This is a genomic window from Streptomyces sp. NPDC046909 (genome assembly GCF_040644695.1).
Taxonomy (GTDB): Bacteria; Actinomycetota; Actinomycetes; order Streptomycetales; family Streptomycetaceae; genus Streptomyces.
This window is the reverse complement of record NZ_JBEYXC010000004.1, coordinates 707,781-723,052: the sequence shown is the minus strand read 5'-3', so window position 1 is coordinate 723,052 and position 15,272 is coordinate 707,781. Positions and strand designations below refer to the sequence as shown.

The following is a 15,272-nucleotide window of genomic DNA, read 5'->3' as shown; positions in this document are numbered from 1 at the left end:
GCGCTGCAGCGATGGACTCCCAGACCTCACAGTCATCCCAGGCATCCCCGTCACCTCATACGTTCCAGGTCGACCTGCGTGGTCTGGTGGACCTGCTGTCCCATCACCTCTACTCCAGTCCGAAGGTCTATCTGCGCGAACTGCTGCAGAACGCCGTGGACGCCATCACCGCCCGGCGGGCCGAACAGCCCGACGCCCCGGCGAAGGTACGGATCCGTGCGGAGGGCGGCTCCCTGCGGGTCGAGGACTCCGGCGTGGGGCTCACCGAGTCGGATGTGCACACCCTGCTGGCGACCATCGGCCGCAGCTCCAAGCGGGCCGAGGGGCTTCAGATCGGGCTTCAGGAGGTGCGCTCCGACTTCCTCGGCCAGTTCGGCATCGGGCTGCTCGCCTGTTTCGTGGTGGCCGAGCGGATCCGGGTCGTCAGCCGCAGTGCCCGTACGCCCGGCGCGGCGCCCGTGGAGTGGACGGCGCGCGACGACGGTTCGTACACCGTGCGGACGTTGGCGCCCGAGGCGCACCCCGAGCCCGGTACGACCGTGGAGCTGGTGGCGCGGCCCGGCGCGGCCGAGTGGCTGGACCCGGCGAAGGTGCTGGAACTGGCCCGGGACTTCGGCTCGCTGCTGCCCTACGACGTGCGGGTGGGCGACGAGGCGGTCACCGACCTGCCGGCGCCCTGGGACCGGCCGTACCCCTCCCCCGCCACCCGGAGGGTGGCCCTGGCGCGGCACTGTCATGACCTGTTCGGGTTCACTCCGCTGGACTCGATCGCGCTGGACGTGCCGCTCGCCGGGATCCGCGGGGTGGCGTACGTGCTGCCGTCGGCGGTCAGCCCGGCCACGCGCGCGACGCACCGCGTCCACCTCAAGGGCATGCTGCTGACCGAGCGGGCCGAACAGCTGCTGCCGGAGTGGGCGTTCTTCGTGCGCTGCGTCCTGGACACGGACAGCCTGCGGCCCACTGCCTCGCGAGAGTCGCTGTACGAGGACGAGACGCTGGCGGCCGTACGGGAGGCGCTGGGGGAAAGGATTCGGTCCTGGCTGACGGGGCTGGCCGCCGGCGATCCGGAACGCCTTGCGGGCTTCCTGTCGGTGCACCACCTGGGCGTGAAGTCGCTGGCCCGGCACGACCGGGAGATGCTGCGCACGATGCTGCCGTGGCTGCCGTTCGAGACGAGCGACGGGCGGCTGTCCCTGGAGGAGTTCGCGCGGCGGCACCCGGTGGTGCACTTCACGCGGACCGTGGAGGAGTTCCGGCAGGTCGCGCCGATCGCGTCCGCGCAGGGCGTTGGGGTGGTCAACGGCGGTTACACGTACGACAGCGACCTGGTCGAGGCGCTGCCGTCGGTGCGCCCTGGGACCGTGGTCGCCGAGCTGGACGCGGACACGGTGACGGCCCATCTGGACGCCGTCGACCCGGCCGTGGAGCTGGCGCTCTCCGGCTTCCTCGCGGCCGCGCGGGCCAAGCTCGACCCGCTGGGCTGTGACGTGGTCCTGCGCGCGTTCCACCCGCTGTCCGTGCCCGCGCTGCACCTGGACGACCGGGCGGCCCGGCACGAGCAGGCCCGCGCGGAGGCCGAGGCGGGGGCCGACGACCTGTGGGCGGGCATCCTCGGTTCGATGCGCGGCAGCGCCCCACGCGCGCGTCTGGTGCTCAACCATCTCAATCCGCTGATCCGCAGGATCAGTTCGATCGGCGATCCCGAGCTGATCGGCACCGCCACGGAGTCCCTGTACGGACAGGCGCTGCTGATGGCGCAGCGCCCGCTCAGGCCCGCGGACTCGGCGCTGCTGAACCGGGCCTTCATCGGCCTGCTGGAGTGGGCCACGAACGGCGAGGAGGGTCGCTGATGGGCGACGTCACGGACTTCGACACCCTGCGCCGGGCGATGGCGGAGAACGGCGAGGAGCCGGAGGGCCCGGCCCGCAACGCGCGCGCGGAGCAGCTGCTGGCCGAGGCCGAGAGGCTGAACATCCCGCTCGCGGTGATCGAGGCGCTCGGACACCAGCTGAAGGTCTACAACTACAGCTCCGAGAAGGACAAGATGTTCGTCCCCTTCTCGCGGCTGCTGCGCATGTGGGACGAGCGGCCCGAGGACTTCGACGAGTACGAGACCCACACCCTGCACTGGGTCTTCAAGTGGATGTCGTCCGGCATGCTCGACCAGCCGCACGTGCCGCTCGCCTCGATCGAGAAGTGGCTCGGCGAGATGGAGCACCGCTACCGGCTCGCCGGGCACACGGAACGCGCGGTGCGCAGCGCCGAGTTCAACGTCGCCGCGCACATCGGGGACGTGCCGCGCGCGGAGCGGGCGTACGCCGCGTGGCTGGCCGCCGACCGGGACCGGATGGCCGACTGCCACGCGTGCGAGCTGCACGGGCAGGGCTGGTGGCAGTCGGAGCGGGGCCGGGACGCGGAGGCGCTCACGCTGTGGGCTCCGGTCCTGGAGGGCGAGCTCACCTGCGCCCACGAACCGCACACCGCCCTCGCGGCCTCCCTGCTGCCCCTGCTGCGCCTCGGCCGCCTCGACGAGGCACGGGCGAACCATCTGCGGGGTTTCCGGCTCGTACGGGCCATGGAGAGCATGCGCGGCGCCTACGCCGACCACGTCGAGTTCTGCGCCCTCAGCGGCAATGAGGCGCGCGGACTTGAGCTGCTCGCGGAGCGCCCTGCGTACTTCACGGACACCGGGCATCCGCGCAGCGGGCTGGAGTTCCTGAGCGTGGTGACGCTGCTCATGGACCGGCTGACCTCGCTCGGCCTCGGCGACCGGCAGGTACCGGGACCGGCGGGGCGTTCCTGGACGGCCCGCGAACTGGCCGCACACGCGCGTGCGGAGGCCCTCGATCTGGCGGCCCGTTTCGACGCCCGCAACGGCACGGCGTACGTCAGTGAGCGGGCACGCGCGCGTATGGCGCAGGAGCCGTTGGTGGAGCGGCTGCCGCTGGGCGTGCGGTCGCCGCGGACCCTCTCCGCGCCGGTGGTACCCACCGTGGTGGCGCCGCCGCGGGAGGAGGCCGACCTGGACTCGCTGATCGCCGAGGCACGGCGGCTCTCGGACAGCCTGCGGCCGGACGCCGTCGAGGCCTGGGCCGCCGTCTCCCGCGCGGCCGAGGGCATCGAACTCGACCCGCGCGACCGCGCCGAGATCGCCGACCACCAGGCGATGGACCTCGGCCCCGAGGGCGCCGACCTGTTCGAGCACGCCGCCGAGCTGTACGCGGCGGCCGGCGACCCGGGCGAGGCCCTGGCGGCACGCACGCGTGCGGCGTTCGTCCGCGCCCTCGGGGGTGACGTCGAGGGCGCCCTCGCGGCGGTCGCCGACCCGTACGACGAGATCCTGGCCCTCTACGCCGAGGAGGGCACCGGCGTACGGCAGACCGCGTCGGTGCTGATGGGGCGGGCGCGGATTCTGATGCGGCGGGTGCAGGTGGGCGGGGAGGCGTCAGGGGAGGCCGGCGAGGAGGCTCCCGGCGAGGGCCACGCAGGCGGGCGCCCGGGAGAGGGGCCCACCGGCGAGGCGCTGCGCGAGGGCGCTGTCGACGCTGACGGGATCACCGGCCAGGGCGAGGCCTCGGCCTCCGGCCCGTCCGGCGCCCCGCACCCGCCCGGCGGTCACTCCTCCCCCTCCGTCCACGCCGAAGCCGAAGCCGCCGTGCGGGAGGTGCTCGCGCTCGTCGGGGGGCGGGGCGGGGGTGACGTACAGCTCGCTTCCCGGGCTGCCGAGGCTCGGGCGATGCTGGCGGAGCTGGCCGTGCAGGCCGGGGAGCTGGAGGCCGCGGCGGAGTTGTTCGGGCGGGCCGCCAGGGGGTTTGTGGCGGCCGGGCTGCCGTGGTTCGCGGTGGAGTACGAGGCGCGGCTGGCGCCGCTCGCGCACCATCTGGGCGATGTCCCGGAGGCCGAGCGCGCGCTGCGGGCGGCGTTGGAGCACGGCGGGCCGTACCTGGAGGCGGCCGGACGGGCCCAGCTGCATCTCCAGCTCGCCGAGGTGCTGGGCGGCCGGGAGCAGGTCGAGGAGGCCGCCGAGCACGCCCTGGACGCGGCGCACTGGGCCGACGAGGCCGGTGCGGGGCCGACGCTGGGCGCGTGGGCACGGCAGCTGCTCGGCGGGTTCCTGCTGCGGCAGGGCCGGTGGGCCGAGGCCGCGGAGGTGCTGGAGTCGGCGCTGCCCGACCTGACCGCCGAGACACACGGCGACGGCGCGCTCGTCCAGGCCCAGTGGTGGCTCGGCGACTGCCTGAGCGAACTCGGCGAGCACCGCGCGGCGGCCGAACGGCGGCTCCAGGCGGCCGAGATCGCCAAGCTCTGGCCCGAGCAGCACGACCACGCGACGCTGGCCCACCTGGCCGCCGAGTCCCTCGGCAACGCCGATCTGCCCGCCGAGGCGGACCGGGCGTACGCGCGCGCGGGCGACCTGTGGCGCTCGCTCGGCAACGTCCACGGCCTCGTGCGCTCCCTGCGCGCCCGCGCGTGGCTGGCGCTGCGCGCCGAGGACGGACAGGGCGAGGCACGGGAGCTCATGACGGCCGCGGTGCGGGCGTGCGAGGAGGCGCTGGGCGCGGACCCCGGCGACGAGGACACACGCAGGCAGCTCGTCGCCGAGCTCGGCCACACCCACCGGCAGTTCGGCGACCTCCTCGCCCGCAGCGCCGCCGAGGACGACGAGGACGACTCCATCCAGGCCGCGCTGGAGGACGCCCTGGCCCAGATGACGGAGGCCGTCGTGGTCCTCGCCTCCCTCGGCGAGGAGGCCCTGCACGCCCGTACCGGCGCCGAACTTGCCGCGGGCTGGCTGGAGGCCGACCTGAGCCGCCCGGAGCGGGCGGTGGCACGCGCGCGTGCGGTGCTGGCGGCGTACGCCAATGACGACGGAAGCGACGAGGAAGAGACCGTGCGGGCCCGGCTGGCGGAGGCGGAGCAGATGCTCCAGGTCTTGGACGACTGAGTCCCGGAGGACTGCCCCCTACTCGACGCCGATGAGCAGCAGCGCACCCTGCCGCCCGCCCCGGTACACCACCGTGTCGACGGCGAGGTACGACTCACGCACGCGTGCTTCGAGGTGGTCGGCGATGGACTCGGGCGCCTCGTCGCCGAGGACGAGGGTGACGAGCTCGCCGCCCGCCGAGAGCATGCGGTCCAGGACGGTCTCGGCGGCCGCGGTGACGTCGGAGCCGATCACGGCGACATCGCCGTCGATGAGGCCGAGGACGTCTCCGGCCTGGCAGATGCCGGCCATGGTCCAGGACTGCCGCTCGGCGACGGCGACCTCGGCGTAGCGGGTCGCGCCGGCCGCCGAGGTCATCGACACGACGTCCTCGTCGAAGCGGCGCTCGGGCTCGTGGACGGCGAGCGCCGCGATGCCCTGGACCGCGGAACGGGTCGGGATGAGGGCGACGCGGATGCCCTCCGCGCGGGCCTGGTCGGCCGCCGCGGCGGCGGTGTGGCGCAGATCGGCGTCATTGGGCAGCAGCACGACCTCGCGCGCGTGGGCACGTCGTACGGCCTCGACGATCTCCCCGCTCGCGGGCGGCTCCCCGGGGCGCGCGAGCACGGTCGTCGCGCCGGCCTCGGTGTACAGACCGGCCAGCCCCTCGCCGGGCACGACGGCGACGACGGCCCGCTGCACCCGCTCCCGGGGCGGCCGCTCGCCCCCGCGCGTGTGGACGTCACCGACCGCGAAGTGCGTGATCCGGATCCGGTACGGCCGCCCGGCCTCGACCCCCGCCTCCACGGCGGCGCCCGCGTCGTCAACATGCACATGCACGTTCCACAGCCCGTCCCCGCCGACCACGACGAGCGAGTCCCCGAGGGCGTCGAGCCGCCCCCGCAGCCGGTCCACGGCGGCGTCCTCGGCCTCCAGGAGGTAGATGACCTCGAAGGCGGGCCCATCGCCCTCCAGGGAGCCGTCGGAGCACTCGCCGGCTCGCACCGTGTCGGCGTCCGCCGTCTCGGCCCGCCCTGTCGCCGCCCGCCCCGACTCCACGCGCGCGTGCGGCGCGGAAACAGCCGATCCCCCCGGTACCTCCCCGGTGAACGTCTCGACCAGCGCCCCCAGGACCGCCACCAGCCCCCGCCCCCCGGCGTCGACCACCCCGGCCCGCTCCAGCACCGCAAGCTGCCCCGGGGTCGCGGCAAGGGCCTCTCGCGCACCCTCGTAGGCGGCCCGTGCGACCGCCCCGCACTCCCGCTCGGCCCCTTCGGTCGCCTCGACCTCGTCCGCCGCGTCCGCCGCCGCCGAGGCGACCGACAGGACCGTGCCCTCGACGGGATGCGCCACGGCCTGGCGGGCGGAGTCGGCCGCGTGCCGCAGGGCGAGGCGGAGGCCGGTTCCGTCGGTGTGAGCGGTCTCACTGTCCGCGGCGAGCACCTGGGCCATACCGCGCAGCAGCTGCGCGAGGATCGTCCCGGAGTTCCCCCGGGCGCCTATCAGGGCGCCGTGCGCCATCGCGCGGGCGGCGTCGGCCAGCGCTGGCCTGTCCTCGTCGTAGGCGGCGAACACCGCCTCCACGGCCGCGACGGCGGACTCCATGGTCAGGTAGAGATTCGTGCCGGTGTCCCCGTCCGCGACCGGATAGACGTTGATCGCGTCGATCTCCTCGCGGGCCCGCCCCAGCGCCTTCAACGCGAGGCCGCACCAGGTGCGTACCGCGAGAGCATCGAAGAATGTCTGCGGCACCTGGGCCACCTGCGCCTCCTTGAGCTGCCTGGATGTGGGACGCAGCGTAGACCCCGGAGCGGTGTCCGCCGGAAGAGGGCCGGGAGCAGGGCCCTGAGCAGCCATGGTAGTTTCGTTCTACTGGCGCAGTCGTTGTATGCTGCTCCGGTTGCCCGATCCACATCGGGCCATTCCCCTGGCAGCGCCACTCAGATCTCTGATCCTACGATCTCGATCCCGGCTTGCCGGGATCCAACCGTAAGTGCATCTGAAGTCTTTGGAGTGACCCGTGGCTGCCAACTGCGACGTCTGCGGCAAGGGGCCGGGCTTCGGCAACAACATCTCGCACTCGCACCGCCGTACGTCCCGTCGCTGGAACCCGAACATCCAGCGCGTTCGTACCGTGGTCGGCGGGACGCCGAAGCGCGTGAACGCTTGCACCTCGTGCATCAAGGCCGGCAAGGTCTCGCGCTGACGCACAGCTAAGCGCGCGGCCACTGCTGGTTCGCTGCACAGAGCCGGTCCACCGAGAGGTGGGCCGGCTTTTTGCCGTGCCGTACGGCTAGCGCAGCCGCCACGCGTGATCGACGGGGCCGATCCCGCTCCCCAGGGCGAACCCGGCCTTGATCGCGCCGGTGACGTACTCCTTGGCCGCCGCCACCGCCTCCGGCACCGACCGCCCCTTCGCCAGCTCCGAGGCGATCGCCGAGGCGAGGGTGCAGCCCGTGCCGTGCGTGTGCCGGTTGTCGTACCGCGGTGCCCGCAGCCAGTGCTCCTCGGACCCGTCGGTCAGCAGATCGACGGCGTCCCCCGCGAGATGACCGCCCTTGATGAGCGCCCACTTCGGCCCGTACGACAGCACGGCCTCGGCGGCCCTCCGCAGATCTTCCTCGGACTCGACCCGCACCCCGGTCAGCTGGAGCACCTCGTCGAGGTTCGGCGTCGCCACGGTGGCCACCGGCAGCAGCCTCGTCCGTACGGAGTCCAGCGCGGACGCGGCCAGCAGCGCGTCCCCGTGCTTGGAGATCCCGACCGGGTCGACGACCGCCGGGGCGTCCGTCCCCCCGATCAACTCGGCCACCGCCTCGACGAGTTCGGCGGAGGCCAGCATCCCGGTCTTCACGGCCTGTACGCCGATGTCGTCGACGACACTGCGGTACTGGGCCCGCACCGCCGCCACCGGGAGTTCCCAAACCCCCTGCACGCCGAGGGAGTTCTGCGCGGTGACGGCCGTGACGACGCTCATGCCGTGCACGCCGAGCGCGAGCATCGTCTTCAAGTCCGCCTGGATCCCGGCGCCTCCGCCGGAGTCGGAGCCCGCGACCGTCAGCACCCTCGGCGGTGCGTCCACGAGCGTCACGCCTCGATGTCCCCGAAGTGGTCCCAGCCGCCCTTGCTCGTCCACGGCGCCCCGTCGACCGTCACCTGGGGCAGCGCCGAGGGGTTGAGAACCTCGCCGATGACCTTCCAGCGGGCCGGGAGCTTCACGTCCGGCGGGAAGGTCGCCACGATCGCGTGGTCCTCTCCCCCGGTGAGCACCCACTGCATGGGGTCGACGCCGACGGCCTGCCCGATGTCGTTCATCTGGGACGGGATGTCGATCGCGCCGGAGCGGATGTCGATGCGGACCTTGCTGGCCTCGGCGATGTGCCCGAGGTCGGCGATCAGCCCGTCGCTCACATCGCACATCGCGGTGGCGCCGAGTCCGGCCGCCGCCGGACCCGCGTGGTACGGCGGTTCGGGGCGCCGGTGCGCCTCCACGAAGGCCCGCGGCGAGCGGAAGCCGCGCGACAGCACCGCGTACCCGGCCGCGGACCAGCCCAGCCAGCCGGTCACCGCGACGAGGTCGCCGGGCTGTGCGCCGCCGCGTGTCACGGGCTCCTGGTTGCGCAGATCGCCGAGTGCCGTGATCGACACCATGATGGTGTCGCCCCGTACGACATCCCCGCCGACCACCGACGCGCCCGCCACCTGGCACTCGTCGCGCAGCCCGTCCATCAGCTCGGAGGGCCAGGTGACCGGGAGTTCGGCCGGTACGACCAGGCCGAGCAGGAGGGCGGTCGGTACGGCGCCCATGGCGGCGATGTCCGCGAGGTTCTGCGCGGCGGCCTTGCGGCCCACGTCGTAGGCCGTGGACCAGTCGCGGCGGAAGTGCCGTCCCTCCAGGAGGATGTCGGTGCTGGCCACGACCCGGCGGTCGGGAGCGGACACCACCGCGGCGTCGTCGCCGGGTCCTACCCGGACCGACGGGGTGGTGGTGAGACGGGAGGTGAGCTCCCTGATGAGCCCGAACTCCCCGAGCTCACCAACAGTGCCCTTCATTGCCCTTTCGCCCCTTCTGTCCCTTGCTGTGCCCGGTCGCGCGTGACCAGTGTCCTCGATACGGTCGAGGAGACCGTCAACTTCTGTCATGCCTGCACCCCGGCGCGGAGGCCGCGGGTCCCGCAGGTCTCCCCGCGGCGAGCGGCGACGCGATACCGTGGCGTTCCTTTTCCCCACATGATCCTCGTGGCCGCCCTGGAGGTTCCGTGGTACAGGCGTACATCCTGATCCAGACGGAGGTCGGCAAAGCGTCGACCGTCGCCGAGACGATCAGCAAGATTCCTGGGGTGATCCAGGCCGAGGACGTGACAGGACCTTATGACGTGATCGTGCGGGCACAGGCCGACACCGTGGACGACCTGGGCCGGATGGTGGTCGCGAAGGTCCAGCAAGTGGACGGCATCACCCGCACCCTGACCTGCCCGGTCGTCCATCTGTAGCCCCCGTCTACCCTTGGCCGGTGAACTCTTTCCGTCACCGGCCCCACACTGCCTTCGGGCTGCCCGCGCTCGTCCTGTTGATCACCGCGGCGGGCTGCTCATCTGCAGACGACAGTGCGTCGGCGGCGGTTCCCAGCCCCGGCACGAAGGCCACCGAGCTGTGCCGGAAACTGGACAAGGCGCTGCCGGCCGAGGTGGACGGTGAGAGCCGCGAGGATCCCGAGCCCGCGTCCGCGCTGACCGCGGGCTGGGGGAACCCGGCGATCATACTGCGCTGCGGTGTCGTACGGCCGCCCAAGATGATCGACCCGAAGGTGGCCGAAGGCGGCGACCCGGACGCGGTCGCGGGGGGCGTGAACGGCGTCGACTGGCTGATGGAGAAGCAGGACGACGGCGTGTACCGCTTCACGTCCGCCAACCGCGAGGCGTATGTCGAGGTGACCGTACCGAAGGGCGTGGACACCTCGTCCGTGCTGATCGACCTGGCCCCGTCCGTCAAGAAGGCGATCCCGAAAGGGATCGCCGACTAGACCACCACCCGGGGATCGCCCGCTGGACCGCCCCGGGGTCAGCGCAGGCCCGTCGTCCTGCGCAACGCCGCCTGGATCAGCCGGTCCACCAGCTCCGCGTAGCCGACCCCGCTCGCCTGCCACATCTGCGGGTACATCGAGATCGGGGTGAAGCCGGGCATCGTGTTGATCTCGTTGATCACGAACTCCCCGTCCTCCGTGAGGAAGAAGTCCGCACGGACCAGTCCCTCGCAGGAGGCCGCCTCGAAGGCGTCCACGGCGAGCCGCTGGACCTCGGCCGTCTCCTCCGGCGTCAGCGGCGCCGGGACGAGGCCGGGGGTCGAGTCGATGTACTTCGCCTCGAAGTCGTAGTACGCGTGCGCGTCCGGCGGCGGGATCTCGGCCGGCACGGAAGCCCTCGGCCCGTCCTCGAACTCCAGGACACCGCACTCGATCTCACGGCCGCGCAGCGCCGCCTCGACGAGGATCTTCGGGTCGTGCCGCTGGGCCTCGGCGATCGCGTCGTCGAGCCCGGACAGGTCGTCGACCTTGGTGATGCCGATCGACGAACCCGCGCGCGCGGGCTTCACGAACAGCGGCCAGCCGTGCTCACCGGCGAGGTCCACGATCTTCTTGCGGGCGCCCTGCTCGTCCCGCTCCCACTCGCGGGGCCGGATCACCACGTACGGGCCGACCTTGAGCCCGAAGGAGGTGAACACCCGCTTCATGTACTCCTTGTCCTGGCCGACGGCCGAGGCGAGCACGCCCGAGCCGACGTACGGGACACCGGAGAGCTCCAAGAGGCCCTGGAGGGTGCCGTCCTCGCCGTAGGGGCCGTGCAGGACGGGGAAGACGACGTCGACCTCACCGAGCGCCTTGGGCACCGATCCCGGCTCGCTGTAGACGACTTCACGGTTCGCGGGGTCGACGGGGAGCACCACGCCGCCCTCGGTCGACTCGGCGAGCTGCTCGACGTTGGGCGTACGGCGGTCGGTGATCGCCATGCGTTCCGGTTCGTCGGCGGTGAGCGCCCAGCGGCCGTCCTGGGTGATGCCGATCGGCAGGACGTCGTACTTGGTCCGGTCGATGGCCTTCAGGACGGCGCCGGCGGTGACCACGGAGATCCCGTGTTCGGAGCTGCGCCCGCCGAACACGACGGCCACGCGCGGCTTGCGAGACGGCTGCTCAGGGCTCTGGGGGAGGTTCTCGGTGCTCATATCGCGTTGAGAGTACCCGTTGGTAGAGCCCCGATACAGCGTGACTCAAGGGGCGTCGCTCAGCGTCGTTCCGGCTTCGCGCTGCGCGACATCAGCTCCTTGACGGCGACCACCGGAGGCTTGCCCTCGTGCACGATCGCGACGACCGTCTCGGTGATCGGCATGTCGACGCCGTGTCTGCGGGCCAGATCCAGCACGGACTCACAGGACTTGACGCCCTCGGCGGTCTGCTTGGTGACCGCGATGGTCTCCTGGAGGGTCATACCCTTGCCGAGGTTGGTGCCGAAGGTGTGGTTGCGGGAGAGCGGCGAGGAGCAGGTCGCCACCAGGTCGCCGAGACCGGCGAGTCCGGAGAAGGTCAGCGGGTCGGCGCCCATGGCGAGTCCGAGCCGCATCGTCTCCGCGAGGCCGCGCGTGATCAGCGAGCCCTTGGTGTTGTCGCCGAGCCCCATGCCGTCCGCGATGCCGACGGCGAGCCCGATGACGTTCTTCACCGCGCCGCCCAGCTCGCAGCCGATGACGTCCGTCTCGGTGTACGGCCTGAAGTACGGCGTGTGGCAAGCCGATTGGAGCTTCCGCGCCACCGACTCGTCGGTGCACGCGACGACCGCGGCGGCCGGCATCCGGGCGGCGATCTCACGGGCGAGGTTGGGCCCGGTGACCACGGCGATGCGATCGTGTCCGACCTTCGCGACGTCCTCGATCACCTCGCTCATCCGCATCGCGGAGCCGAGTTCGACGCCCTTCATCAGCGAGACGAGGACCGTGTCGGGCGCGAGCAGCGGCACCCACTCGGCGAGATTTCCGCGCAACGTCTGGGAGGGGACGGCGAGTACGGTGAAGTCGGCGTCGCGCGCGGCCTCGGCGGCGTCCGTCGTCGCCCGCAGATTCACGGGGAGTTCGACGCCGGGAAGGTAGTCCGGGTTCGTGTGCGTGGAGTTGATGGCCTCCGCGAGTTCGGGGCGACGGCCCCACAACGTGACCTCACAGCCGGCGTCGGCGAGCACCATGCCGAAGGCCGTGCCCCACGAACCGCTGCCGAAGACAGCCGCTTTGACGGTCTTGCTCACTTCGCGTTCTCTCCTTCACGACCGGTCTCCGCCTGGCTCCGGCGCCGCTGCTCGATCCGCTCCCGGCGCGGGTCGTAGGGCGTCGCGGGTGCCTTCTCGCCGCGGATCTGCTCCAGCTGGCGGGTGACGGCGGCCATGATGACCTCGGTGGCCTCCCTGAGGAGTTCCGGGGTCATCTCCTTGTCGTAGAAGCGTGCCAGGTCCACGGGCGGGCCCGCGAGCACGTGCGAGGTCTTGCGGGGACGGACGTTGAGCTTCTTGCTGTACGGCGGCAGCAGTTCGTTGGCGCCCCACTGCGCGACGGGAATCACCGGGCACTTGGTCTGCAGGGCCACGCGCGCGGCGCCGGTCTTGGCGGTCATGGGCCACTGGTCGGGGTCCCGGGTGATGGTGCCCTCGGGGTAGAAGACGACGCATTCGCCGCGTTCCACGGCGTCGATCGCGGCGCGGAAGGCGCTCAGCGCGTCCGTGGTCTCGCGGTAGACGGGGATCTGTCCGGTGCCACGCATCATGGCCCCGATGAATCCCTTCTTGAAAAGACCGCTCTTCGCGAGGAATCGCGGAACACGGCCGGTGTTGTACTGAAAGTGTGCGTAGGCGAAGGGATCGACGTGCGAATTGTGGTTCACCGCGGTGATAAATCCGCCGTCGGCCGGAATGTTCTCCATTCCGCGCCAGTCCCGCTTGATCAGAACCACCAGCGGCGGTTTGGCGATCACCGCTGCGAGGCGGTACCAGAAGCCGATTCTGCGGCGGGGCACGCGGACACCTTCCTCTAGGGCCTGAGGGCCGGACAAGTGTCGCCCCAGGCCGCCGGTCTGTCGAGAACACCGTACGCCTCGCCGCGACGACCGCCAGATGGCCCAGGTGACGGCTGAGTGACAATGCTCGCGACAAGAGAGGGACGGAACGCTCGTGCAGTGGACCTTGGTCATACCCCTGAAGCCCCTGGCGCGGGCCAAGAGCAGGCTCTCGGACACCGCGTCCGACGGTCTGCGCCCCGGCCTGGCCCTCGCCTTCGCCCAGGACACCGTGTCCGCCGCCCTGGCCTGTCCCGCGGTCGCCGATGTGGCAGTCGTCACGGACGACCCCCTGGCCACCCGCGAGCTCACCGCCCTGGGCGCCCGAATCGTCCCCGACGAGCCCCGAGCGGGCCTGAACGCGGCCCTGACCCACGGAGCGGCGGCAGTACGCGCTCAGCACCCCGAAAGCGCCGTAGCAGCCCTGAACGCCGACCTCCCGGCCCTGCGCCCCCTGGAATTGGCCCGGGTACTGGACACGGCAGCGGAATTCCCCCGCGCTTTTCTCGCGGATGCGGCAGCAATCGGCACGACGTTGTTGTCCGCCGGGAGGGGCCACGAATTGCGCCCCGCTTTCGGCACGGATTCCCGAGCCAGGCATCGAGCATCGGGGGCAGTGGAACTGTGCCTGGCCGGGGTGGACTCTGTACGCCAGGACGTGGACACGGGCGAAGACCTGCGGGCGGCACTGGCGCTGGGCGTAGGCCCAAGAACGGCAGCGGCAACGGCAGGACTATTGATCAGAGGCCAGTAGCAGCGCCCTAAGGGGCGCGGGGCCGTATCGATATGCGGCTCCGCCGCGTGGGCGCGACCAGCCACAACGCACCCGCAGCCAACCGTCAACCCACTACCCTGACGCCATGCAGGCCACCGCATACACCTACGACGCCGAATCCAGAACCGGCAGCGTGCTGCTGGACGACGGCACCCCCGTCCCCTTCGACGCACCCGCATTCGACGCAGGCGGCCTCCGACTCCTCCGCCCCGGTCAGCGAGTCCGCATCGAACTGGAGGACACCAAGATCACCCTCGTAACCCTCCAGACCTTCTGACCCCGCCCAACAAAAAACGCGCCGCGGGCCGGACTCCAACTCGGAGTCCGGCCCGGCGCGTGAGTACCGCTGCGCCCCTACCTCTTGCGGGCGGTGGTCTTCTTGGCGGTGGTCGTGCGAGCCGTCGACTTCTTGGCAGGCGCCTTCTTGGCGGTCGCCTTCTTCGCCGGGGCCTTCTTGGCCGTCGCCTTCTTCGCGGTGGTCTTCTTCGCGGCGGCGGTCTTGGCGGTGCCCGTGGCCTTCTTGGCCGTGGTCTTCTTCGCCGTGGTCTTCTTGGCCGTCGCCGTGGTCTTCTTGGCGGTGGTCTTCTTCGCCGTGGTCTTCTTCGCGGCCGCCGTCGCCTTCTTCGCCGGCGCGGCCTTCTTCGCGGCGGCCTTCTTGACGGTGGCGGAAGCCCCGCCGGTCAGGCTGCCCTTGGGGGCCTTCTTGACCGCGACGTCGTTCTTCGGGAGCTTCTTCGTGCCGCTCACCAGGTCCTTGAAGCCCTGGCCCGCACGGAAGCGCGGAACGGAGGTCTTCTTGACCCGAACCCGCTCGCCCGTCTGGGGGTTGCGGGCGTACCGAGCCGGACGGTCGACCTTCTCGAACGAACCGAAGCCGGTGACCGAGACCCGGTCCCCCGCCACGGTCGCGCGGACGATGGCGTCCAGGACCGCGTCGACCGCGTCGGCGGCCTGCTGACGGCCACCGACCTTGTCGGCAATCGCTTCTACGAGCTGCGCCTTGTTCACGTCTTCCCCTTCGGAGACATTGCCGGAACGAAACTGTTCAGGCTTTTTCGCACGTTAGGCAGATATATACCGCAAATCAAACACGAAACGGGCTTATCACCCTTGTGCCGCAACGGGTTCGGCTGTCTCGGACTTGTTCAGCGTTCCTCTTCGGGGAATCGACCCGCGTCGAGGTCCGCCTCGAAGGCCTCCAGACGCCTTGCCGCATCGGCGAGATCGTGCTTGGCCGCGGCCGTAATGACCAGCAGCTTCCGGGTCAGCGCCATCCGTACGCCCTCCGGGACTTGCAGTGCGCGCACCCTTGTGTGCGCTTCCTTGAGTTGGTCCGCGACTGCCGCATAGAGCTGGAGTTGGCCGTCGTGTTCCATGCACAGATTGTGCCATCTGGGGCGAGTTGTCGCCCGCTCAGGGTGCAACTGCCGCCTCAAACGGCCTTCCGGGCGCTTGTGGTCGCCACCGCTGCACCACTCGCGTAC

General features: G+C 71.5%; 15 protein-coding genes. 7 read left to right on the top strand and 8 right to left on the bottom strand.

Features of this window, described 5'->3' with window-relative positions:
- Positions 1-11 precede the first annotated feature (11 nt).
- Positions 12-1,850, top strand: a complete 1,839-nt coding sequence (locus ABZ928_RS16300) for an HSP90 family protein (RefSeq protein ID WP_361518674.1) — start codon at positions 12-14, stop codon at positions 1,848-1,850.
- Positions 1,850-4,945, top strand: a complete 3,096-nt coding sequence (locus ABZ928_RS16295; RefSeq protein WP_361518673.1) for a tetratricopeptide repeat protein — start codon at positions 1,850-1,852, stop codon at positions 4,943-4,945. Before ABZ928_RS16300 ends, ABZ928_RS16295 begins: the two co-directional genes overlap by 1 nt.
- An 18-nt stretch (positions 4,946-4,963) precedes the next feature.
- Here ABZ928_RS16295 and ABZ928_RS16290 read toward each other — a convergent pair whose 3' ends face one another.
- Positions 4,964-6,685: a DAK2 domain-containing protein gene (locus tag ABZ928_RS16290; RefSeq protein ID WP_361518672.1), complete on the bottom strand. Its 1,722-nt coding sequence runs from the start codon at positions 6,683-6,685 to the stop codon at positions 4,964-4,966.
- Between the two features lie 259 nt (positions 6,686-6,944).
- Between ABZ928_RS16290 and rpmB the strand changes: the two genes are divergently transcribed.
- Positions 6,945-7,130, top strand: a complete 186-nt coding sequence (gene rpmB, locus ABZ928_RS16285) for a 50S ribosomal protein L28 (RefSeq protein ID WP_003993230.1) — start codon at positions 6,945-6,947, stop codon at positions 7,128-7,130.
- Positions 7,131-7,217: 87 nt separating this feature from the next.
- Here rpmB and thiD read toward each other — a convergent pair whose 3' ends face one another.
- A complete protein-coding gene (gene thiD, locus ABZ928_RS16280) occupies positions 7,218-8,006 on the bottom strand; it encodes a bifunctional hydroxymethylpyrimidine kinase/phosphomethylpyrimidine kinase (protein WP_361518936.1) in 789 nt (262 codons plus the stop codon).
- Between the two features lie 5 nt (positions 8,007-8,011).
- Positions 8,012-8,977, bottom strand: coding sequence for a thiamine-phosphate kinase (locus ABZ928_RS16275; protein ID WP_361518670.1), 966 nt, complete (start codon positions 8,975-8,977; stop codon positions 8,012-8,014).
- 206 nt (positions 8,978-9,183) lie between these two features.
- Between ABZ928_RS16275 and ABZ928_RS16270 the strand changes: the two genes are divergently transcribed.
- Together ABZ928_RS16270 and ABZ928_RS16265 are read left to right on the top strand one after the other, a co-directional pair.
- Positions 9,184-9,417 carry an Lrp/AsnC ligand binding domain-containing protein gene (locus ABZ928_RS16270; protein ID WP_003997603.1) on the top strand — a complete coding sequence of 78 codons (234 nt, stop codon included), beginning with the start codon at positions 9,184-9,186 and terminating at the stop codon, positions 9,415-9,417.
- A gap of 20 nt (positions 9,418-9,437) precedes the next feature.
- On the top strand, positions 9,438-9,947 hold the full coding sequence (locus ABZ928_RS16265; protein WP_361518668.1) for a DUF3515 domain-containing protein: 510 nt from the start codon (positions 9,438-9,440) through the stop codon (positions 9,945-9,947).
- A 38-nt stretch (positions 9,948-9,985) separates the two neighbouring features.
- On the opposite strand, the gene ABZ928_RS16260 is transcribed toward ABZ928_RS16265, so the two are convergent.
- Genes ABZ928_RS16260 through ABZ928_RS16250 form a run of 3 tightly spaced genes read right to left on the bottom strand, consistent with a single transcriptional unit; the run spans position 9,986 to position 12,974 of the window.
- Positions 9,986-11,143: a D-alanine--D-alanine ligase family protein gene (locus ABZ928_RS16260; protein WP_361518667.1), complete on the bottom strand. Its 1,158-nt coding sequence runs from the start codon at positions 11,141-11,143 to the stop codon at positions 9,986-9,988.
- Positions 11,144-11,202: 59 nt separating this feature from the next.
- Positions 11,203-12,213, bottom strand: coding sequence for an NAD(P)H-dependent glycerol-3-phosphate dehydrogenase (locus ABZ928_RS16255; RefSeq protein ID WP_361518666.1), 1,011 nt, complete (start codon positions 12,211-12,213; stop codon positions 11,203-11,205).
- Complete coding sequence (locus tag ABZ928_RS16250) at positions 12,210-12,974, bottom strand: lysophospholipid acyltransferase family protein (RefSeq protein ID WP_361518664.1); 765 nt, start codon at positions 12,972-12,974, stop codon at positions 12,210-12,212. Before ABZ928_RS16250 ends, ABZ928_RS16255 begins: the two co-directional genes overlap by 4 nt.
- Before the next feature lie 154 nt (positions 12,975-13,128).
- Here ABZ928_RS16250 and cofC point away from each other — a divergent pair, with 154 nt between their 5' ends.
- Together cofC and ABZ928_RS16240 are read left to right on the top strand one after the other, a co-directional pair.
- The gene (gene cofC, locus ABZ928_RS16245; protein ID WP_361518663.1) at positions 13,129-13,767 is read left to right on the top strand and encodes a 2-phospho-L-lactate guanylyltransferase; all 639 of its coding nucleotides are present in this window, start codon (positions 13,129-13,131) and stop codon (positions 13,765-13,767) included.
- Between the two features lie 106 nt (positions 13,768-13,873).
- Entirely contained in the window at positions 13,874-14,065 is a 192-nt protein-coding gene (locus ABZ928_RS16240) for a hypothetical protein (RefSeq protein WP_361518661.1), read from the top strand.
- A 77-nt stretch (positions 14,066-14,142) separates the two neighbouring features.
- Here the strand turns inward: ABZ928_RS16240 and ABZ928_RS16235 are convergent, their stop codons facing one another.
- Positions 14,143-14,796: an HU family DNA-binding protein gene (locus ABZ928_RS16235; protein ID WP_361518659.1), complete on the bottom strand. Its 654-nt coding sequence runs from the start codon at positions 14,794-14,796 to the stop codon at positions 14,143-14,145.
- Positions 14,797-14,933: 137 nt separating this feature from the next.
- The gene (locus ABZ928_RS16230) at positions 14,934-15,164 is read right to left on the bottom strand and encodes a hypothetical protein (protein WP_361518657.1); all 231 of its coding nucleotides are present in this window, start codon (positions 15,162-15,164) and stop codon (positions 14,934-14,936) included.
- Positions 15,165-15,272: the final 108 nt, after the last annotated feature.